Below are 20,738 nucleotides of genomic sequence, written 5' to 3' on the forward strand. Positions count from 1 at the left end.
CACTTTGACTCCTGCGTCACCATAACGGTAACGCATTGTGAAATCAAAATTACTTGATTTCAGCTTTAGCGCCAGCTTCAACCAATTTCTTCTGTGCTGCTTCAGCGTCTGCTTTAGAAACCGCTTCTTTAACTGGCTTCGGTGCACCGTCAACCAGATCTTTAGCTTCTTTCAAGCCCAGACCAGTGATTTCACGAACAGCTTTAATTACGCCAACTTTGTTCGCGCCAAATTCAGTCAAAATAACTGTGAATTCAGTTTGCTCTTCAGCAACAACAGCAGCAGCACCACCACCAGCAACAGCAACAGCTGCAGCCGATACGCCAAATTTCTCTTCGAATGCCTTAACCAGGTCGTTCAATTCCAAAACAGTCATACCATCAACTGCTTCCAGGAATGCGTCTTTGTCAAATGCCATTTAAAACTCCTAAATTTATTAATAACTACATCTAATTGGTACTAACGCTAAAAAAGCGCCAAAACACAGCTTTTAATTAAGCAGTGACTTCGATATCGGCCACAACTTCAGTAGCGACAACGGTTTCGGCTTCTTTTTTGGCTGCCAAAGCAGCTAAAGCACGCACAAATCCAGAGATCGGTGTTTGCAACATGCCCACAACTTGGGCCAGCAGAACCTCACGACTTGGAATATTTGCCAACGCTACAACAGCCGCTTTATCAAGCGACTTGCCAGCGTAGTTACCCGCCTTGACGACTAGTTTGTCGTTGGTTTTTGCAAAGTCAGCAAGGACTTTAGCAGCAGCAACGGCATCAACCGAGATCGAATAGATCAACGGACCAGTCATTTCTTTAGCGAGTTCAGCAAAAGCGGTACCTTCAACAGCGCGACGAGCTAATGTATTTTTCAATACACGCAGGTACACACCTTGGGTACGCGCATTGGCGCGCAGTTGCGTCAAGTGACCAACCTGGATGCCACGGTATTCGGCCAGTACGATAGTCTGCGCAGCTTTCACTTTTGCAGAAACTTCAGCTACAACGGCCTTTTTGTCATTCAGATTGAGACTCAAGATCAACCTCCATAAATGATGCTCGGCAACGACATAACCATAATTGGTTACTCACCTCACATCGGTTCGAACACGGCGTCCGAAGTTAGGAGTTCAGTACTAGCACGCTATTAACGCAACAGTGTTGAGACTACAAAACTTGTTCGGGTACACCATCTGCGTTGGGTACCAATCGATATGTATTTCTCGTTTGGAATTTAACTTTGCGCACCACCTTCATGCACTCAGCCCAACGGTCTTTGATTGTCTGGATTGCCATATTTCTTATGCCAATCCAGCCCAAAGATTCGCCTGATATCTAACTCCGGAGCACAAAGTTCACTCAAAGTGATATCAGGACTTTATTCCTTTATCAGGCAACCAAACTAGCTTGCTCAACGCGGATACCAGCACCCATCGTTGACGACAGCGATACCTTACGCAGGTAAACACCTTTGCTAGTTGTTGGCTTAGCTTTGCTCAATGCCTCGATAAGTGCTAACAAATTCGATTTCAATTGCGCATCAGTAAATGATTTACGACCGATAGTGGCGTGAATAATACCGCCTTTGTCAGTACGATATTGCACTTGACCGGCTTTTGCATTTTTGACCGCAGTAGCAACGTCAGGAGTGACAGTACCAACTTTCGGGTTAGGCATCAAACCACGTGGTCCAAGAATTTGACCCAGAGTACCCACAATACGCATAGTGTCAGGCGAAGCGATAACGATATCGAAAGGCATATTACCAGCCTTGATTTGCTCGGCCAGATCTTCCATACCGACAACATCAGCACCAGCTGCTTTTGCTTGCTCAGCTTTTTCGCCAGATGCAAAAACGGCTACACGCACGCTCTTACCTGTACCGGCTGGCAATACAACAGAACCACGAACAACTTGATCCGATTTCTTCGCATCAACGCCCAATTGAACGGATACGTCGATTGACTCATTGAACTTAGCAGTTGCGCATTCTTTGATGAGTACAATAGCGTTATCAAATGGATAAGCCTTAGTACGATCAATCTTTGCTTTCATCGCTTTTACGCGTTTTGTTAACTTAGCCATTACAGTCCCTCTACCGTGATGCCCATTGAACGAGCAGAGCCGGCGATGGTACGCACGGCAGCTTCCAGATTAGCACCAGTCAAATCTGGTTTCTTCTGTGTAGCGATATCTTCTGCTTGTTGGCGGGTGATTGAACCAACTTTATCGGTATGCGGCTTAGCCGAACCTTTGGTAATACCAGCAGCTTTTTTGATCAAAATAGTTGCAGGAGGAGTCTTCATCACGAATGTAAAAGACTTGTCTGCAAAAGCAGTGATCACGACTGGAATTGGCAGACCTGGCTCAACACCTTGGGTCTGCGCGTTAAACGCTTTACAGAACTCCATAATGTTTAGGCCGCGCTGACCCAGTGCTGGACCAATCGGAGGGGATGGGTTTGCTTTACCAGCTGGAACTTGCAGCTTGATAAAACCAATGATTTTCTTTGCCATGATGGCTCCTACGTTGATTGAGTGTTAGCGCCTGTTCGCTCAGTTATCTGAACTAATTGGGCTCCTCTCTTACTAATAACAAAACAGCGAATTTGTATATTCTTCGAATTTACTGCGCTCCGCTGGGCACATCACTGCAAATTCTTTTGTTTGATTTGTGCTTGTCTAAAAATTAGACTTTTTCGACTTGCCCAAACTCCAGCTCAACTGGTGTAGCACGACCGAATATAGTTACCGTCACGCGCACGCGTGATTTTTCATAGTTGACTTCTTCGACATTACCGTTGAAATCAGTAAAAGGACCATCCTTTATACGAACCAACTCACCCACTTCGTACAACACTTTCGGACGAGGCTTCTCTACACCGTCTTGCATTTGTTGCATGATTTTATCAACTTCATGCTGCGGAATAGGTGTTGGTTTGTTCGACTTACCGCCAATAAAACCGGTTACTTTATTTGTATTCTTTACCAGATGCCATGTCTCATCAGTCATTTCCATTTCAACCAAAACATAGCCTGGGAAGAAACGACGTTCAGTTACTGACTTCTGGCCATTCTTGACTTCAATCACTTCTTCGGTAGGAACCAGGATCTGACCAAATTGCTCCTGCATACCCGCACGCTCAGCACGCTCAATCAAAGCGCGCATCACACTTTTTTCCATACCAGAATAAGCATGCACAACATACCAGCGCTTCTTGCCCATAGGCGCAGACGCCGGTGTCGTAACTTCTACCGGCGTTGCTTGTGCGTCGTCTTTTGTGCTTTCAGTCATTATTATTTCCAACCCAAAATCACGTCGTACAGTAAAACTTCAAGGAGCTTATCAGTCCCCCACAAGAAAATTGCCATGACTAGTACAAAGACAAAAACGATCCCTGTAATTTGCATTGCCTCTTTGCGAGTAGGCCAGACTACTTTTTTAGTTTCGCGTATTGCTTCTTTGGCAAAACTTAGAAATTCACGGCCTTGAGTAGAGCTCCATGCTAGCGCAATCGCCAGAAGCAAGCCAGCAACTAAAACACTTGCACGTATTACGCTTGACTTATCAGACAAAAAGTAAAAGCCGACTATGCCGGCAACGACAGCTAATACTGCCAATACAACTTTGAGTTTGTCGCCGGATGGGCTGACAGTTTGGACTGGGTGGTTAGACATACGTGGATTTATACTTTCAGTACCCTACACCTGAATTGGTGGCAGGGGCGGAGGGCATCGAACCCCCAACCTCCGGTTTTGGAGACCGGCGCTCTGCCAATTGAGCTACACCCCTAACGCTTAACACTTCATTGAGTTACTTGGCTTATTTAACTCAAAGAACACTTTTTTCTTAATTATTTCTTTACAGCGATCTTGCAAAACATTAGCGCCACAAAACGGATAAATCCAAATTTGTGGCGCATATTTTTATTTATTTATCAGCCAATATCTTAGCAACAACACCAGCACCAACCGTACGACCACCTTCACGGATAGCGAAGCGTAGGCCTTCTTCCATCGCGATTGGGTTGATTAACATCACGGTAATCGAAACGTTATCGCCCGGCATCACCATTTCTTTACCTTCTGGCAACTCGATCGAGCCAGTCACATCCGTTGTACGGAAGTAAAACTGTGGACGGTAGTTGTTGAAGAATGGAGTATGACGACCGCCTTCATCTTTCGACAACACATAGATCTCGCCAGTGAAATGCTTATGCGGCTTGATCGAACCCGGCTTAGCCAATACTTGACCACGTTCAACATCTTCACGCTTAGTACCGCGCAACAGAATACCAACGTTATCACCAGCCATACCTTGATCCAGCAACTTACGGAACATTTCAACGCCAGTACATGTCGTCTTTTGTGTGTCGCGGATGCCGATGATTTCCAGTTCTTCGCCCACTTTGACAATGCCGCGCTCAATACGACCGGTCACAACTGTACCGCGGCCTGAAATCGAGAACACATCTTCCACCGGCAACAAGAACGCACCATCAACAGCACGCTCTGGCGTAGGAATATAGCTGTCCAATGCATCGGCCAACTTCATAATCGACTCTTCACCCAATGGACCTTTGTCGCCTTCCAATGCCAGCTTAGCTGAACCTTGGATAATTGGCAGGTCGTCGCCTGGGAATTCATACTTGACCAATAACTCACGCACTTCCATTTCAACCAGCTCAAGCAGCTCTGCATCGTCGACCATGTCGCATTTGTTCAGGTACACAATGATGTACGGAACACCAACTTGACGCGCCAACAAAATGTGCTCACGCGTTTGTGGCATAGGACCGTCTGCCGCCGAACACACCAGAATCGCACCATCCATTTGCGCCGCGCCAGTAATCATGTTTTTCACATAATCAGCATGGCCTGGGCAGTCAACGTGTGCATAGTGACGGTTTTGTGTTTCGTACTCTACGTGCGATGTATTAATCGTAATACCGCGCGCCTTTTCTTCCGGGGCTGAATCAATTGTATTGAAGTCGCGCAAATCGCCACCAAACTTCAACGTCAACACTTTTGAGATCGCTGCTGTCAAGGTTGTCTTACCATGATCAACGTGGCCAATCGTGCCCACATTCACGTGCGGCTTGGTCCGCTCAAATTTACTTTTTGCCATCTTGGAACTCCTAAAGATTTGATGAGAATGTTCAGGCACGAGCCCGATTGCATTACATTGAGTACTACCGACTGACTAATACAGCGCTACACTACACGAACCGGGCACTGTGAATGGCTCTATACCTGGTGCCCTTGACGTGGATCGAACACGTGGCCTCTCCCTTACCAAGGGAGTGCTCTACCACTGAGCTACAAGGGCTATATTGCGCGTGTGCCGTTAATGCCAGCAACACGTTCAACTTATAAACTGACAACTTCTCTTGCAACTCATGTACAACTAAACTGGAGCGGGTGAAGGGAATCGAACCCTCGTCGTAAGCTTGGAAGGCTTCTGCTCTACCATTGAGCTACACCCGCGAGTTGTTTTTTCATCCGCTACATTTACTGCACTAATTCCGAAACTGGTGGAGGGGGCTGGATTCGAACCAGCGTACTCGCAAGAGGGCAGATTTACAGTCTGCTGCCATTAACCACTCGACCACCCCTCCGCACGGAACCCAAGACTATATTGAAAGACTTTTCGCTTGTCAACCATTATTAACTACTATTATTGAATATTCTGAAAATCCAGTTTATCGAACAAAGACGCAGCTAAAACCAAGCCGGACATTATACAACGATGATTTTCAAATAAACAACCGCTAGCGCGAAATAAATTTAAGATATTTTACAAATCCTGCCAACTGCCTTTTTAAAAACGCGTCTCACGCGCGGCCCGTAAAAAACCATCTAAAATCGGTGTGCAATCGAGTAACTCCGGCCCTCCGGCACGATGAAACTCCGGATGCCATTGCAAACCCATGACAAACGGTGCCTTCCGATAGCGAATTGCCTCAGTAATATTATCAACGCCTGACACTGCCTCAACCGAAAGATCGCGCCCCAGATCTTTCACCGCCTGGTGATGAATAGAATTGACCACCCATTCTTTGCGCGTATCGCTATGCGACCCAAACAATCCAGCCAGTGAGGATCCCGGCGGAAACTGAATCGCGTGGTGCAGCCGATCGTATTCGTCATTGACGTGGACGATGGAGCTCGGCACATCCGTTGCGATGTCTTGATACAACGTGCCACCCAAGGCGACATTAATTAATTGACAGCCTCTGCAAATACCCAACACCGGCTTACCCGCCTCTATAAACTCATGCAGCAACTCAAGCTCATACATGTCGCGCACGCGGTCACCGCCCCACTCCGGGCGGGTTGCTGCTTCTGCATAGCTTTGCGGCGACACATCGGCACCACCCTGCAAAACAAGACCGTCTAAATGCTTGGCATAGTCACGCAAGCGGATACTGCTCGGGTGAACCAGGCCGTTTGTATTCACCGTCGGGATCATGAAGACGAGAACATCACGCGACATCACCCATTGCGCAATCGATTCCTCCAGATATTGCAACGTGCGCCCGCGTAGTCCTTTTGCACCCTCTTCGGGATGAAAAATACGTGCTGAGACGCCGATTTTCAGCGTCCTTTGCATCATCCGGCGACCAGCCTTATCCGAGATGGCCTTGAAACGTGCAACGAGCAGCTTCCAGGTCTGAGACCATGGCGCCTCCTCGCCCGACTTTGCCCCGAGCGCGCTTAAACCGGTATAAAAAGCAGGTTGCTCAGGTGATTTTGTTGATTGCGTTGGAGGCGTTGGTGGTGACGGCGGATCAACCGGTAGCGTCACAGGCCCAGACTCAAGTGCTGGGGCAGCATCTGAACTGACAAGGGGAGTAGAAATTGAATCGGTTTTTTTTATATCGGTCATGATGTCGAAAATTTAAAAAGGAATATCGGCAGACTTGCCACAGTAGAACTTTCCGTAGCCACAGATTTTACGCATCATCGTGAAGTTACACCCCAACACTTACCCAATCTCACATTCCCGCGCAATTTCACGCAATCCGCTGGTTATACTGGCTAAACTTATCCAATGAGAATGAATAAAAAATTCTTGCCAAAGTATAGGCTTGGTTTGTTCACTTAGTATTCACATCCAATCCCAGTCATATTTTCATTTGTAGAAATATGTACAAATGAGCAAAATACCAATTCAGCCCACCACTACGCAAGAAACAGCCATGAGTACCGCGCCAACTATCCTGATCCTGTATGCGCACCCCGCACCGCATCGGTCTCGCGTCAATCGCCAACTTGCCCAATCCGCAAACATGCTCGCTAACGTGCACCTACATGACCTATACGAGACGTATCCCGATTTTCATATCAACGTGCGCCACGAACAAGCCTTGCTCTCGGCGGCCGATCTGGTCGTATTTCAACATCCGATTCAGTGGTACAGCATGCCCGCGCTGCTCAAGCAGTGGACCGATACGGTCCTGACCCAAGGCTGGGCCTTCGGGCCGGGTGGCGATGCCTTACGCGGCAAAGATTACTGGCTAGTCGCCACCACAGGTGCCAGCGAGGATGCGTATCAAGAAAACGGACTGCATCGCTGGCCGTTTTCCGCCTTCCTGCCGCCGTTCCGACAAACGGCGGAACTGTGCGGCATGCGCTGGCTGCCGCCGCATATTTTGCATGGCGCGCATCAGGTCGACGAAGCCACGCTCTCAGCGCACCTGGCGCTGTACCGCGACCGACTCGCCTGCTATCCAGACTGGCCTGAATTGGACGCAACAGCAGCGATCAGCGTCTAAACCCCACGCAAAAACAAGAAAAAGCAAAATAAGCAATGGAAAAAAGCCTGTTATTAAACGCATTAATTTATCTGGCAGCAGCCGTCGCAGCGGTCCCTATTGCCAAACGGTTAGGACTAGGCGCAGTGCTGGGCTACCTGTTAGCCGGAATGGCTATCGGCCCTTGGGGGCTGCGGCTCATCGATGGCGTCGAAGTTATTTTGCATTTTTCTGAATTCGGCGTCGTCCTCCTCCTATTTTTGATCGGGCTAGAGCTGGAGCCAAAACGCCTGTGGTCATTAAGGCGCTCGATTTTCGGCTGGGGTAGCGCCCAGGTCGGCCTCGTCACGCTGGCACTATCCTGCACTGCCATCGGTTTTGGCGTTGATTGGAAAATCGCCCTCATCGCGGCGCTCGGGATGTCCCTGTCATCCACCGCGATCGTTTTGGCAACCTTGGCCGAACGCAAACTGACCACAACGCCAGCCGGTTCGGCAAGCTTTTCGATCCTGTTATTTCAGGATATCGCCGCCATTCCCATGATTGCGATTGTGCCGTTGCTCGGCGTGGCAGCAATACATGGCAGCGGCGCAGGCTGGCTCGACGCTGGCAAAACCGTCGCCGTCATCGTCACCCTGATTTTCGGTGGCCGTTTTCTGGTCCGGCCATTGATCCGCATGATCGCCAAAACCGGCCTGCGTGAGATTTTTACCGCCTTTGCCCTGCTGCTGGTCATTACCACTGGTTTACTGATGGAATGGGTAGGCATGTCGATGGCGTTAGGCGCATTTTTAGCTGGCGTGCTGCTGGCCGATTCGGAATATCGCCACGCACTGGAAACCGATCTGGAGCCGTTTAAAGGTTTATTGCTGGGCCTGTTTTTTATCGCCGTCGGTATGTCGGTCGACTTCGGTGTGTTTTTGGCCAATCCGTGGTTAATACTGGGATTGGTCGGCGGTTTTTTGCTCATCAAAATGTGCGTGCTCTACGCGCTGAGCAAATTATTTAAGATTCCCCGCGCGCAACAATTTTTGTTTGCCGTCCTGTTATCGCAAGGCGGTGAGTTTGCCTTCGTCGTTTTTGGCGCAGCCGCCACCGCGCAGGTCTTGAAGCCAGAGACCTCTTCCATATTAGTCGTCGTCGTTGCGCTATCGATGGTGGCTACGCCCTTACTATTGATTTTTTACGACAAGATAATCGCCCCCCGCTTCGCCGCACACCAACGTCCCGATGACGTCATTGACGACAATGAAAATCCGGTGATCATCGCCGGCTTTGGGCGCTTCGGCCAGATTATCGGACGCCTGCTGCATGCCAACAAAATCGGCCTGACCATCCTCGATCACGACCCTGATCAGATTGATATGCTGCGCAAATATGGCTTCAAAGTGTTTTATGGCGACGCCACCCGCATCGATTTATTACGCACCGCTGGCGTAGCCAAAGCGCGCTTGCTCATCGTCGCCATTGACGACACCGCTGGCAGTTTGCGACTCATCGCAGCTGTACGGCATGCTTATCCGTTACTCACCATTGCGGCACGCGCACGCAATATTACGCACTACTACGATTTAATGGATTTGGGCGTGACGGTCATTGAGCGCGAAACCTTTGACTCAGCCTTGCAGCTTGGTCGGCAAGCCTTACGACAACTCGGCTTTGGTGCCTATCAGGCGCGTTGTGCCGCGATGAAATTTCGTGCACACAACCTGCAAACCGTCCACGACATCTATCCGCATCACAAAGATCAGCAGCAAATGGTGTCGCTGGCAAAGCAAGCGCGGGAAGAATTGGCAGAAATGTTTGCGCATGATCGGATGTTGCGCGATGAGGATGGGACCGATGGTTGGGGCGATGCCATTCAAAAAGACATGGACGACGACCAAAATGCGACGTTACGTGATCACCGGCAACTTTAGCGCGCTACAAAAATCTTGCTAGCAAAAACACCACTGTGGAAATCAATATCGTCGAGGCAAACGGCAACGAAAACATCCGACCAAACAATTTAAAGCGGAAGTCACCCGGCAAGCGCCCGATGCCCAGCTTTTCCAGCCACGGCAAGGCACTTGAGAAAATAATAATGGCAAGAAAAATCACCAAAACCCAACGTATCATTGTGTTCCTTCAGTTGCAGTCCCGGCCAGGATGACGATGGGAAAGATACTACATTGGCATCAAGCCCATTAAAGCCGATGACAACGATCATTACGGGCAAAACGGGTCGGCAACGTCGCCTCTTTTCCGACCACCAACACCTTGAACAACTCCCCCATCTCCGCCGGGGATATGAGTTTCTGCATGGCATTAGCTTGCGGCAAATATGCCAATGCGTTTTCTGGCGAGGTCCGCAGCAGCAACTCGGCAATCCCCGCATCCAGCAAAAAGGCCGCCTGACAGGTGTATCCCAGTACATCGAGCCCGCCATTCACCGCCGCCATCGCCATCGCCGTAAAATCCACATGCGCCGTCACATCCTGCAAACCCGGCCAATAAAATGGATCGGGATGGGCATGATGACGATAGTGGCACATCAATGTTCCCTGATCGCGCTGACCTAAATAATATTCCGAGGCCGGAAAACCATAGTCCACCAGCACCGCAACACCGCCCGAACCCGCCGTCAGCATTGCCGCCAACGAATGCATGAATCCAATCGCCACCGGGTGCACCTCGGTCAGATAACCCACGCTCAGTGCCTCCGCGTCGGGAATTTGCATCACCAGCGTCGGGTCTGCCGGTCGATCAATATAGACAAACTGTGATTCAGCGCCTAACCCTACACCGCGCTGTAACCAGCCAGACTCGCCCCGCACCACCAACTCAACCGGCATCGCATCGAGCACTTCATTGCCGAACACCACGCCCGAAAAAGCCGTCGGCAAACGATCCAACCATTGCACTTGCGCAAACCCACGCAGCTTTTGTTCCTGCCGGGCGCGCAATTCCGCCGACAGTTCGACGATGTAATAGGCATCCACAGCATGCCCGCTGGCCTGCAATTCGGTCAGGATGTCAAAGGCCAATTGCCCGGTTCCGGCACCAAACTCCAATATTTGCGCCGCCAATGGCGCATCTGGCGCAGCAATCAACTCTGTTGCCAATTGGGCGAGAGTTGCGCCAAAAAGCGGCGTAATCTCAGGCGCGGTTGTAAAATCACCGTCTTTACCCAATTTTGCCGCGCCGCCGCTGTAATAACCGAGATTCGGCGCGTACAGCACCAAATCCATATAATGCGCGAACGAAATCCAGCCATGATGCTGGCCAATCTCGGCGGCGATGAGTTGGTGCAGCAGGCCCGAGGCGTGCTGCGCTTCGACAGAAGCGGTAGGTAGTTGCAGTTGCATGGCCGATATTGTAGGAGATATCGGCGCTGCGATAACAACGTCATCGTCACTTCGACGTTATTTTTCAAAGAATGCGCCGATATAGTTAGTCATCCTGACAATCGCAACAAAAAAATCGTACCACAACGAATGCCAAGTTTATGAGTTCATCCCCTATTCATCCCTCATCTGCTGCTAAAACAAGCACAGCAGCCAAAGTCGCATTGATCGCATTAGTCACCGACGCCGCCAGCCCCCTCGGTTGCATCATTGCACGCGCCTTGGCCGCAGAAGGCTGGGATCTCGCGCTGCATTATCAAGGTGCCGACATATCCATCGCCGCGCAGGCCTTAGTCAACGAATGTGAAGCTACCGGCCGCCGCGCTCTCGCCATCTGCGCCAATCTCGACGATGAAACCGAAACCAAAGCCTTGGTGTCACGCGTCATCGCAGCCCTCGGCGGCTTGTCCTGCATAGTCAATAACGCCGCATTCGTTGCAGAAGACAGCGCCGCTGATTTTTCAGCCATGCAGATCGAGCTGCACATGCGCCGCAACCTCACGGCCCCGATGCTGCTCACACAAGCTTTGCACGCCGCCACGCCGGTTGGCAAACAAGCGGTGGTGATCAATCTGCTGGATCAAAAGTTATTCAGTCCGGAGCCGGATTTTTTATCCTACACATTATCGAAAGCCGCGCTGCACAGCGCCACGCAATTGCTGGCCTTGGCGTTTGCCCCGCGCCTGCGCGTGGTCGGCATAGCCCCCGCCTTTGATCTGACACAGGCCGCACCAGACTGTACGTCTCCGGCACTAAGCGCTGCCACCAGCGCCGATGACCTTGCCGCCAGCGTCTGTTTTATTGCCAACTCATCGGCGATGACAGGCACCACTTTATTGATGGATAACGGCCAACATCTGCGCGCCCGCTCCTGGAAATCCCTTTAAGCACCTTCGCTGCCATCCCCTTACTCTGACTGACCGACACCATGACATCTGCACTCATTCATCCCGACCTTAGCGACTGCCGCCGCCTGTTTCTGCGCAACTACGAAGTCCAGATTAATATCGGCGTCTTTGAATTTGAGAAAAAGGGCGAACAACGGGCCTTGATCAGCGTTGACTTGTTCATCCCGCTGGCACTCTCCACCCCAAGTCACGATCAATTAGAGGAAGTGGTTGACTACGATTTCATGCGCAACACGGTTGCCAGACGCATGGAGCAAGGCCATATTCATCTGCAAGAAACCCTCTGCGACGACCTCGCCAGCGCCTTACTGGCCCACCCCAAAGTCCGCGCCGTGCGCGTGATTACCGAAAAACCGGATGCCTATAACGATTGCGACTCAGTGGGGGTTGAAGTATTCCGCATCAAACCTTTTAGCAACACACCAACATCAACACCGCCGGAGCCAGCATGACATCCGTACTAAAATCGTTTTTCGACCCTGACTTGCTTGATCTGACGCTGCCAGCAAACCCGGCTAGCCCGGACGCCGCAGCGCCAAGCCCGAAACAAGTCGAAAAAATCGCCCACGAAAACAACAAACTCCACAAGCGTTTGTGCCGTCAAGTCGGCCAGGCCATCGGCGACTTCAACATGATTGAAGACGGCGACAAAATCATGGTCTGTGTATCAGGCGGCAAAGACAGCTACGCGTTACTGGATATTTTGATCACGCTGCGCCAGCGCGCGCCGATCAATTTCGACATCATCGCCGTCAATCTCGACCAAAAGCAGCCGAATTTCCCAGCGCATATCCTGCCGGAATACCTGACCAAACTCGGCGTAGCTTTCCATATCGAAAATCAGGACACCTATAGCATCGTCAAGCGCGTCATCCCCGAAGGCAAAACCACCTGCTCGCTCTGCTCACGCCTGCGCCGCGGCATTCTGTATCGGGTCGCCACAGAACTGGGCGCGACCAAAGTTGCCCTGGGTCATCATCGCGATGACATCATGGAAACTTTCTTCCTCAACATGTTCTTCGGCGGCAAGTTAAAAAGCATGCCCGCCAAATTGCAATCGGACGATGGCAAGCAAATCGTCATTCGTCCTTTAGCCTACGTCAAAGAAGCCGACCTCAGCCGTTACGCCGAAGTCAAACAGTTCCCCATCATCCCTTGCGATTTATGCGGCAGTCAGGAAAACCTGCAACGCAAACAAATCAAAGGCATGCTGCGCGACTGGGAGAAAAAACATCCGGGCCGGGTCGACAACATCTTCGCCTCACTCGCAACGGCAGCGCCATCGCATTTGATGGATCGCAACCTGTTCGACTTCGTCGGCCTCAAAGCCACCGGCATCGCCGACCCCAACGGCGACATCGCCTTTGACGACGAACCTTGCGCCGTGCCGACTGACACCATATCGGGGATTATTCCTTTGCAATCTGTGGACTAAATCTGCAAGCGCTGAATACCATGAAAGCTGCACGTCGTAATTAACCGTTTTAATTGCTCTTAAACGGTTAATTACGGTATACAAAACCCTTGCAAATTTTCAATCAAATGTTCCAGCCAGCGATATAATCAGAGTCTGTCTACTAACATTTTTCCCGTTTCAGCGATTGTTGCACTCGCCCTACAGGTGTTGGTCTCGCTTATTTGCCTTGAGGGTTTACGGTCAATTGTCTTAGTCTCAGCATATAGAGATAATTTCCGTCATTCCTCTCTCATGACCATCGGAGAAGAAATATATGCCCGCTTCCTATACCCTCAAAAAGGACAGCGACGGACAGTTTTATTTTGTTTTGACCGCTGCCAACGGCGACACGGTATTAACCAGTGAAACTTACGCAGCAAAGGCATCGGCTAAAAATGCCATCGCCTCGGTCCAGACCAACAGCGTGCAAGATAGCCATTACAGCCGCAATCAAGCCGCCAACGGCAAGTTTTACTTCAATTTGATCGCAGCAAACCACCAGGTTATCGGTCACAGTCTGATGTACACCACCACTGGTGCACGCGACATTGCGATCTCCGCTGTCAAAAAAAATGGTCCGACGAGTACCGTTATTAATGAAACCTGAAGCGGAAACTTGAAACGGAAACCTCACAGCCAAATCTGACAGCGACATGCTTTCGATGGGAAGTTTTCGTTTAAACAGGACAAAATCCTCGGAGATAGCCCAGTCGCCAAGATCGCCAAAAACCGCTGTATCTATTTGGTAACAGCGCGTCACAGCGTCTATCCGCAGACAACCCGCATGCTAAAATTTTTCACCTCTTGTTAAGCAAAGCTCCTCTATGAATGTCGTTATCCTCGCCGCCGGAATGGGCAAACGCATGCAATCTGCACTGCCCAAAGTCCTCCACCCACTCGCCGGAAAACCGCTACTCGGCCACGTCATCGACACAGCCCGCAGCTTGTCACCGACCCGCTTATGCATCATTTACGGCCACGGCGGCGACGCAGTCCTCAATCAATTCAGTGCCAGTGACGTCGTCTTCGCCAAACAAGAACCACAACTCGGCACCGGCCACGCCGTCACGCAAGCCATCCCACAACTTAATGACGCCGTCCCGACGCTGGTGTTATACGGCGATGTCCCGCTCACTTCCAGCACATCGCTGCAACGCCTCGTCAGCGCCGCCGGTAAAGACAAACTCGCTATCCTGACCGTGCAACTGGACGACCCCACTGGTTATGGCCGCATTGTTCGAGAAGATGGCAATATTGTCCGCATCGTCGAACAAAAAGACGCCACCCCGGCCGAACGCGCCATCACCGAATGCAACACCGGCATCATGGTCGCGCCCACCGCCCAGCTAAAACTATGGCTGGCGAATTTATCCAACGACAATGCCCAAGGCGAATATTATTTGACCGACATCGTCGCCAGCGCCGTCGCCGCCGGCACGCCCGTCGTCTCAGCCCAGCCCGACGCCATCTGGGAAACCTTAGGCGTCAACAGCAAAGTCCAACTAGCCGAACTAGAACGCGTGCATCAACGCAGCATCGCCAATCGCCTGCTAGAGCAAGGCGTGACGCTACTCGACCCGGCACGGCTAGATGTACGCGGCACGCTGACTTGTGGACGCGATGTCACCATCGATGTCGGCTGCGTATTCGAAGGCAACGTCACACTGGACGATGGCGTCACCATCAGCGCCCACTGCGTCATCATCAACGCCCACATCGGTAACCGCGCCACCATCAAACCGTTCTGCCACATCGAACAAGCCACCGTCGGCACCGCCTCGCAAATCGGCCCCTACGCCAGGCTGCGCCCCGGCACCACACTCAACGAAAACGTCCATATCGGCAACTTCGTCGAAGTCAAAAACACCCAGATTGCCGCAGGCAGTAAAGCCAACCATTTAGCCTACATCGGCGACGCCACCATAGGCGCGCGCGTCAACATCGGCGCAGGCACGATTACCTGCAACTACGACGGCGTCAACAAATCGCGCACCGTGATTGAAGACGACGCCTTTATCGGCAGCGACACGCAACTCATCGCCCCGGTCACCGTCGGCAAAGGCGCGACTATCGGCGCAGGCACTACATTGGTCAGAAATGCCCCCGCCGGACAACTCACCGTCTCGCGCAGCAAACAAATGACGATAGAAGGCTGGCAGCGCCCGGTAAAGATAAAAAAATAAATTATGAGCAAGGCGGACAAGCGTTGAAATCACACAGCAATACTGGTTTCAAACTTGCTCCGCAGTATCGAAAAATACGCCTTCACGTTGCGCACATTCTTCTGCGCTGCAAACAACTGGTGCGCCAATGCGTGATACGCCGACATATCCACCACCTGCACCACCAACACAAAATCTGGCCCCGGCGAGACCCGATAGCATTGCAACACCCCGACCACCTTCGCCACCAACGCCTCAAACGCCAGTTGATGCTCATCGCCCTGCAAGTCCAGCGTCACTTCAACAACCGCCGTCAATCCGACCCCCACCTTTTCCGGGGCCACAATCGCCACCTGCCGCACAATCACGCCCAGATCGGTCAGGCGCTTGACTCGCCGCAAACATGTCGGCGCAGACGCATGGACGTGCGCCGCCAACTCTTGATTAGTCCGTGCAGCATCGGTTTGCAACGCGTTCAAAATCCGTCGATCCAGTCCATCAAGAATAATATTCATCATCGTAGTGAAATAAATAAACAAATTATAGAAATATTTAAATAAATATTTCATCAATAAATTACTAAGAAATAATACGTCAAATTTTAAATAATTTAGATCATTTATTTCATCATCTTCAGCATAAGATAAGCACTTATCCAATCTACTCACTTCTATAAAAGGCCTCTCATGTGCGGAATCGTCGGCGCTGTTGCCCAACATAATGTCACCCCCATCTTGCTAGAAGGCCTCAAGCGCCTCGAATACCGCGGCTATGACTCCTGCGGCGTCGCGCTCCACGTTGATGGCAAATTACAACGCTCACGCAGCACCTCGCGCGTAGCCGACCTCGAAAGCCAAATCGAAAAATCAGCATTAGCAGGCTACACCGGCATCGCCCACACTCGCTGGGCCACCCACGGCGCACCGGCCACGCACAACGCCCACCCGCATTTTTCCCGGGACCGCATCGCGCTAGTCCACAACGGCATCATCGAAAATCACGACGAGCTGCGCGCAGAATTGCAAGCCGCCGGTTACGTCTTCGAAAGCCAGACCGACACCGAAGTCATCGCCCATCTGGTCGATAAAATGTACACCGGCGACTTATTCGAAACGGTCCAGCAAGCCGTCAAACGCCTCACTGGCGCTTACGCCATCGCCGTCTTCTGCGTCAACGAACCGCACCGCGTCGTCGCCGCCCGCCAAGGCTCACCATTAATCGTCGGTGTGGGAGAAGGCCAAAACTTCGTCGCCTCCGACGCCATGGCGATCGCCGGCACCACCGATCAGATTATTTATTTGGAAGAAGGCGACGTCGTTGATCTACAACTCCAACGTGTCTGGATCGTCGATGTTGACGGCAAACCGGTCGAGCGCGAAGTCAAAACCGTCCACGCGTTCAGCAGCGCGGTCGAACTCGGCCCCTACCAGCACTACATGCAAAAAGAAATTTTTGAGCAACCGCGCGCCATCTCCGACACGCTAGAAGGCGTCACCGCCATCATGCCCGAGCTATTCGGCGACAACGCCTTCGGCATTTTCAAACAAGTCGACTCCGTCCTGATCCTCGCCTGCGGCACCAGCTACTACGCGGGTCTCACCGCCAAATACTGGATCGAATCAGTCGCCAAAATCCCGGTCAACGTCGAAATCGCCAGCGAATACCGCTACCGCGACAGTGTCGCCAACCCCAACACCTTAGTCGTCACCATCACCCAAAGCGGCGAAACCGCCGACACGCTAGCCGCCCTCAAGCACGCCCGCGCCCTCGGCATGCTGCACACCCTCACCATCTGCAACGTCGCCAGCAGCGCCATGGTGCGCGAATGCGCGCTGGCCTACATCACCCGCGCCGGGGTCGAAGTCGGCGTCGCCTCCACCAAAGCCTTCACCACCCAATTGGTCGGCCTGTTCCTGCTCACGCTAGCGCTCGCCCAAGCCAAAGGCCGCCTCAGCGAAGAACAAGAACAAACCCACCTCAAAGCGCTGCGCCACCTCCCCGCATCCCTCCAAAGCGTACTGGCGCTAGAACCCCACATCGTCGCATGGGCAGAAGCCTTCGCCCGCAAAGAAAACGCCCTCTTCCTGGGCCGCGGCATCCACTACCCGATCGCCCTCGAAGGCGCACTAAAACTCAAAGAAATCACCTACATCCACGCCGAAGCCTACGCCGCCGGAGAACTAAAACACGGCCCGCTAGCCCTCGTCACCGAAGAAATGCCAGTCGTCACAGTCGCCCCCAACGACACCCTGATCGAAAAACTCAAATCCAACATGCAAGAAGTCCGCGCCCGCGGCGGCGAGTTATACGTCTTCGCCGACGCCGACTCACGCATTAACTCCAGCGAAGGGGTGCATGTGATTAGGTTGCCGGAAAACTATGGTTTGCTGTCACCGATTCTGCATGTGGTTCCGCTGCAATTGCTGGCGTATCACACGGCGTTGGTAAGGGGGACGGATGTGGATAAGCCGAGGAATTTGGCTAAGTCGGTGACGGTGGAGTGAGGAGGAAAGAAAAACGTATTGGCGATCATGCAAACCGAGTCCGGTGATGATGCTTGAAGGTCGTTGGTGCCAGTATTTGGATACTGCTGGCCAACCCTCATCATTGAGTCAGTTTCAAATAAAAGCGACATAACTTTTATTATTTAGGATGGTCAAATAATTTCCAAAAATTTAGCCACGACTCGGCCGTTGACTTCGGAAGAACTACGTTGGTTATAAAAAGTAAGTATTTAACAAACTCTGTTGAATCTGCAAAATAGTTGGGATATGCCTCTTTTAATCCACCAACCGCTGTAGTTGAGACAAGCGCGATAACTAAACCCTTAGATGTGGCTGCTGCTTTCTCTGCTTTGGTATAGCGTTCCTCTGCTTCCGCATTCATATCATCGCTGAACAATGTAGAGCTCACCTGTTTTTTTGGTGTATCAACTTCGATCAATGCATAGCCATTAATTGGCATCTCATTTAGCCTATCGTCTATCACTTTTAACGACTGAGCATAGGCTTGAAGGGTATTAACGACACCAAGATTCTTGCAAAATTTTTGAGCATCCCTGCAAGACTCAATTAAATCCGGTCTCTGAAAAACGAGTTCTTGATAAGTTACAAATTTTTTATGATCATCTAACGCATCAAAGAGATGAATCCCTTCCATGATAGAAAATTGCTTACTGACATGGCGGAAAAAATTTTTCCAATCGGCTTCACCTCGATTTGACTTAAGCGCTTGTCCTGTAAATAAATCCACAATTTCAAGAGTCGTCGCCCAATCATGTTGAAGAACAGTTCTAACCTGAAATTCAATGCTCCTCTTATCACTGTAGCCATCGGAAAATTGTCCGATTAAATGGTATCCACGATAACCGTCTTCTTTCGGATACTTGATATAGTCTTTAGCTCTAATTTTTCCCTCTGAATTCTTGAATGAAGATTGCTTCCTCAGCTCCTTGACGATTTGCCGAAGTTTTTTTTCATTTTTAACAATAGCCCGACAACCACCAATATCTTGCATGTTTTTTAACTTCATCTGATCGAAACGACGAAGCTTCGACACGATAGATACATAACGCTTTAGCCGTTTAGCAAAAATCGCAGACTTATCTATTCCATTCGTAATCTTCTGAAGCATATTGAATGCAACATCAAGTGGCTTCTCATGACTGAAACGCCAATATGACAAAACATCCATAGCCGCAGAATATTCCTCCGTTCTTTTAATTAATTCTTCATCAACTAATTTTTCCCCAGCCCTTGCCACTGCCTTTCCCGAATACATTTTTTCCATTTTGATGCCGATTTGACCGGTTATTTGTATGGCACTAAGGATATAGCAGTTAAAAAAAGATGTAATCTTTATATTATTTAGTGACCAAAATCATGATTTAAATCTGAAACTGGCACGTGCGAAAGCTAAATTAACTGCCTCAAGGCAACGTTTATGAAAAAATCATCACCACTATTACCTGCAGAGAGCCGCGAAATAAACTCGCTGTTTGACCGCGTCGCTCACATTCTGGAGTCGGCACGCGAGCGAGTCTTACGCGTCGTCAACCATGAAACGGTCACCACGTACTGGTTGATAGGGCGTGAAATCGTGCAGATGTTACAAGGAGGCGAAGCGCGGGCGCAATACGGCAATACTGTCATTACCGATTTGGCGATACGTCTCACTGAACAATATGGTCCAGGATTTTCCGCTGCCAATCTGAAAAATTTCCGTCAGTTCTATCTGACGTACACCGACCAGATTGGCGCGATTGGCGACCCATCGGGTAGCCAATCGGTGGCCTCCGTTGCTACAAATGAAAAAAGCTACCCGGCGGGTAGCGAATTGCTGCCAGATTTTCATCCCAATCTGAGTTGGTCGCATTATCGCGCTCTGATGCGGGTAGAGAATCGTACCGCCCGCCAGTTTTACGAAACTGAAGCGGCACAGTCAAACTGGTCGCGGCGCGAGCTGGAGCGACAAATTGGCAGCTTATTTTACGAGCGCCTTTTGGCAAGCACCGACAAAGCCGCCTTGCTCGCAGGCGGTCGTAAAATCACGCCTGAAATTACCCCGCTAGACATGCTCAAAGACCCCTATGTATTGGAGTTTCTTGATTTGCCACAGATGCCGCAACTATACGAAAACCAGCTCGAACAAGCCATCATCGACAAGTTGCAACACTTTTTATTGGAATTGGGGCGTGGATTTTCTTTTGTTGCACGACAAAAGCGTTTGCGTTTTGATGACAAGGACTTTTACGTCGATCTTGTTTTCTATAATTACCTGCTCAAGTGCTTTGTACTAATCGACCTGAAAATCGGCGAACTTACGCATCAAGACATTGGCCAGATGGATGGCTATGTGCGCATGTACGAAGCGCATAACAAGGTGGAGGGTGACAATCCCACCATCGGGCTGATCCTCTGCTCCGAAAAAAATGCCGCTGTTGCACGTTACTCTGTCCTGAGCGACAGCCAGCAACTGTTTGCAGCCAAATATCAATTCACCCTGCCCAGCGAAGAAACGCTTCAACGCGAAATTCAACGCGAGCGGGCGCTAATAGAAAACCAACAGGAACTCTGA

21 protein-coding genes and 4 tRNA genes are annotated in these 20,738 nt (G+C 50.7%); 9 read left to right on the top strand and 16 right to left on the bottom strand.

Annotation, left to right across the window (positions count from 1 at the left end; translation table 11 throughout):
• Positions 1-49: 49 nt before the first annotated feature.
• From rplL to ACVBEF_RS05230, 12 genes are all read right to left on the bottom strand, one after another.
• Positions 50-418 (bottom strand): 50S ribosomal protein L7/L12, encoded by a 369-nt coding sequence (gene rplL, locus ACVBEF_RS05175; protein WP_447122878.1) that lies wholly within the window; start codon positions 416-418, stop codon positions 50-52.
• Positions 419-494: 76 nt separating this feature from the next.
• The gene (gene rplJ / locus ACVBEF_RS05180) at positions 495-1,031 is read right to left on the bottom strand and encodes a 50S ribosomal protein L10 (protein WP_447122879.1); all 537 of its coding nucleotides are present in this window, start codon (positions 1,029-1,031) and stop codon (positions 495-497) included.
• Positions 1,032-1,383: 352 nt separating this feature from the next.
• Positions 1,384-2,079 carry a 50S ribosomal protein L1 gene (gene rplA, locus ACVBEF_RS05185; protein ID WP_447122880.1) on the bottom strand — a complete coding sequence of 232 codons (696 nt, stop codon included), beginning with the start codon at positions 2,077-2,079 and terminating at the stop codon, positions 1,384-1,386.
• Positions 2,079-2,510, bottom strand: a complete 432-nt coding sequence (rplK, locus tag ACVBEF_RS05190) for a 50S ribosomal protein L11 (protein WP_447122881.1) — start codon at positions 2,508-2,510, stop codon at positions 2,079-2,081. The genes rplA and rplK overlap by 1 nt, the downstream gene beginning before the upstream one ends.
• A 172-nt stretch (positions 2,511-2,682) precedes the next feature.
• On the bottom strand, positions 2,683-3,219 hold the full coding sequence (gene nusG / locus ACVBEF_RS05195; RefSeq protein ID WP_447122915.1) for a transcription termination/antitermination protein NusG: 537 nt from the start codon (positions 3,217-3,219) through the stop codon (positions 2,683-2,685).
• A gap of 71 nt (positions 3,220-3,290) precedes the next feature.
• The gene (secE, locus tag ACVBEF_RS05200; RefSeq protein ID WP_447122882.1) at positions 3,291-3,671 is read right to left on the bottom strand and encodes a preprotein translocase subunit SecE; all 381 of its coding nucleotides are present in this window, start codon (positions 3,669-3,671) and stop codon (positions 3,291-3,293) included.
• A gap of 39 nt (positions 3,672-3,710) precedes the next feature.
• Positions 3,711-3,786 (bottom strand) — tRNA-Trp (locus ACVBEF_RS05205).
• 138 nt (positions 3,787-3,924) lie between these two features.
• Positions 3,925-5,121 carry an elongation factor Tu gene (gene tuf / locus ACVBEF_RS05210; RefSeq protein ID WP_447122883.1) on the bottom strand — a complete coding sequence of 399 codons (1,197 nt, stop codon included), beginning with the start codon at positions 5,119-5,121 and terminating at the stop codon, positions 3,925-3,927.
• Positions 5,122-5,247: 126 nt separating this feature from the next.
• Positions 5,248-5,322: transfer RNA gene (locus ACVBEF_RS05215), tRNA-Thr, on the bottom strand.
• Between the two features lie 84 nt (positions 5,323-5,406).
• Positions 5,407-5,480, bottom strand: a tRNA-Gly gene (locus ACVBEF_RS05220).
• 45 nt (positions 5,481-5,525) lie between these two features.
• Positions 5,526-5,611, bottom strand: a tRNA-Tyr gene (locus tag ACVBEF_RS05225).
• Between the two features lie 203 nt (positions 5,612-5,814).
• Positions 5,815-6,882, bottom strand: a complete 1,068-nt coding sequence (locus tag ACVBEF_RS05230; protein WP_447122884.1) for a gamma-glutamyl-gamma-aminobutyrate hydrolase family protein — start codon at positions 6,880-6,882, stop codon at positions 5,815-5,817.
• A gap of 268 nt (positions 6,883-7,150) precedes the next feature.
• On the opposite strand from ACVBEF_RS05230, the gene kefF reads away from it, so the two are divergent.
• Both kefF and kefC read left to right on the top strand, forming a co-directional pair.
• Entirely contained in the window at positions 7,151-7,771 is a 621-nt protein-coding gene (gene kefF / locus ACVBEF_RS05235; RefSeq protein ID WP_447122885.1) for a glutathione-regulated potassium-efflux system oxidoreductase KefF, read from the top strand.
• Between the two features lie 35 nt (positions 7,772-7,806).
• A complete protein-coding gene (kefC, locus tag ACVBEF_RS05240; protein WP_447122886.1) occupies positions 7,807-9,669 on the top strand; it encodes a glutathione-regulated potassium-efflux system protein KefC in 1,863 nt (620 codons plus the stop codon).
• A 4-nt stretch (positions 9,670-9,673) separates the two neighbouring features.
• Here the strand turns inward: kefC and ACVBEF_RS05245 are convergent, their stop codons facing one another.
• Positions 9,674-9,868, bottom strand: coding sequence for a DUF2905 domain-containing protein (locus ACVBEF_RS05245; protein ID WP_447122887.1), 195 nt, complete (start codon positions 9,866-9,868; stop codon positions 9,674-9,676).
• A 68-nt stretch (positions 9,869-9,936) separates the two neighbouring features.
• The gene (locus ACVBEF_RS05250; RefSeq protein ID WP_447122888.1) at positions 9,937-11,097 is read right to left on the bottom strand and encodes a class I SAM-dependent methyltransferase; all 1,161 of its coding nucleotides are present in this window, start codon (positions 11,095-11,097) and stop codon (positions 9,937-9,939) included.
• Between the two features lie 140 nt (positions 11,098-11,237).
• On the opposite strand from ACVBEF_RS05250, the gene ACVBEF_RS05255 reads away from it, so the two are divergent.
• The 5 genes from ACVBEF_RS05255 to glmU all read left to right on the top strand — a co-directional run bounded on the left by ACVBEF_RS05255 (position 11,238) and on the right by glmU (position 15,683).
• On the top strand, positions 11,238-12,023 hold the full coding sequence (locus tag ACVBEF_RS05255) for an SDR family NAD(P)-dependent oxidoreductase (protein WP_447122889.1): 786 nt from the start codon (positions 11,238-11,240) through the stop codon (positions 12,021-12,023).
• Positions 12,024-12,064: 41 nt separating this feature from the next.
• Positions 12,065-12,496, top strand: coding sequence for a dihydroneopterin aldolase (locus ACVBEF_RS05260; RefSeq protein ID WP_447122890.1), 432 nt, complete (start codon positions 12,065-12,067; stop codon positions 12,494-12,496).
• Positions 12,493-13,479, top strand: coding sequence for a tRNA 2-thiocytidine(32) synthetase TtcA (gene ttcA, locus ACVBEF_RS05265; protein ID WP_447122891.1), 987 nt, complete (start codon positions 12,493-12,495; stop codon positions 13,477-13,479). Before ACVBEF_RS05260 ends, ttcA begins: the two co-directional genes overlap by 4 nt.
• A gap of 295 nt (positions 13,480-13,774) precedes the next feature.
• On the top strand, positions 13,775-14,107 hold the full coding sequence (locus ACVBEF_RS05270) for a YegP family protein (RefSeq protein ID WP_447122892.1): 333 nt from the start codon (positions 13,775-13,777) through the stop codon (positions 14,105-14,107).
• Positions 14,108-14,324: 217 nt separating this feature from the next.
• Positions 14,325-15,683 (top strand): bifunctional UDP-N-acetylglucosamine diphosphorylase/glucosamine-1-phosphate N-acetyltransferase GlmU, encoded by a 1,359-nt coding sequence (gene glmU, locus ACVBEF_RS05275; protein WP_447122893.1) that lies wholly within the window; start codon positions 14,325-14,327, stop codon positions 15,681-15,683.
• Positions 15,684-15,712: 29 nt separating this feature from the next.
• On the opposite strand, the gene ACVBEF_RS05280 is transcribed toward glmU, so the two are convergent.
• Positions 15,713-16,177, bottom strand: coding sequence for an Lrp/AsnC family transcriptional regulator (locus ACVBEF_RS05280; protein ID WP_447122894.1), 465 nt, complete (start codon positions 16,175-16,177; stop codon positions 15,713-15,715).
• A gap of 171 nt (positions 16,178-16,348) precedes the next feature.
• Here ACVBEF_RS05280 and glmS point away from each other — a divergent pair, with 171 nt between their 5' ends.
• Positions 16,349-18,166 carry a glutamine--fructose-6-phosphate transaminase (isomerizing) gene (gene glmS / locus ACVBEF_RS05285; RefSeq protein WP_447122895.1) on the top strand — a complete coding sequence of 606 codons (1,818 nt, stop codon included), beginning with the start codon at positions 16,349-16,351 and terminating at the stop codon, positions 18,164-18,166.
• Between the two features lie 139 nt (positions 18,167-18,305).
• Here glmS and ACVBEF_RS05290 read toward each other — a convergent pair whose 3' ends face one another.
• Positions 18,306-19,451 carry a RelA/SpoT domain-containing protein gene (locus ACVBEF_RS05290; RefSeq protein WP_447122896.1) on the bottom strand — a complete coding sequence of 382 codons (1,146 nt, stop codon included), beginning with the start codon at positions 19,449-19,451 and terminating at the stop codon, positions 18,306-18,308.
• A gap of 153 nt (positions 19,452-19,604) precedes the next feature.
• On the opposite strand from ACVBEF_RS05290, the gene ACVBEF_RS05295 reads away from it, so the two are divergent.
• Complete coding sequence (locus tag ACVBEF_RS05295) at positions 19,605-20,738, top strand: PDDEXK nuclease domain-containing protein (RefSeq protein WP_447122897.1); 1,134 nt, start codon at positions 19,605-19,607, stop codon at positions 20,736-20,738.

The organism is Glaciimonas sp. GG7 (genome assembly GCF_052976905.1).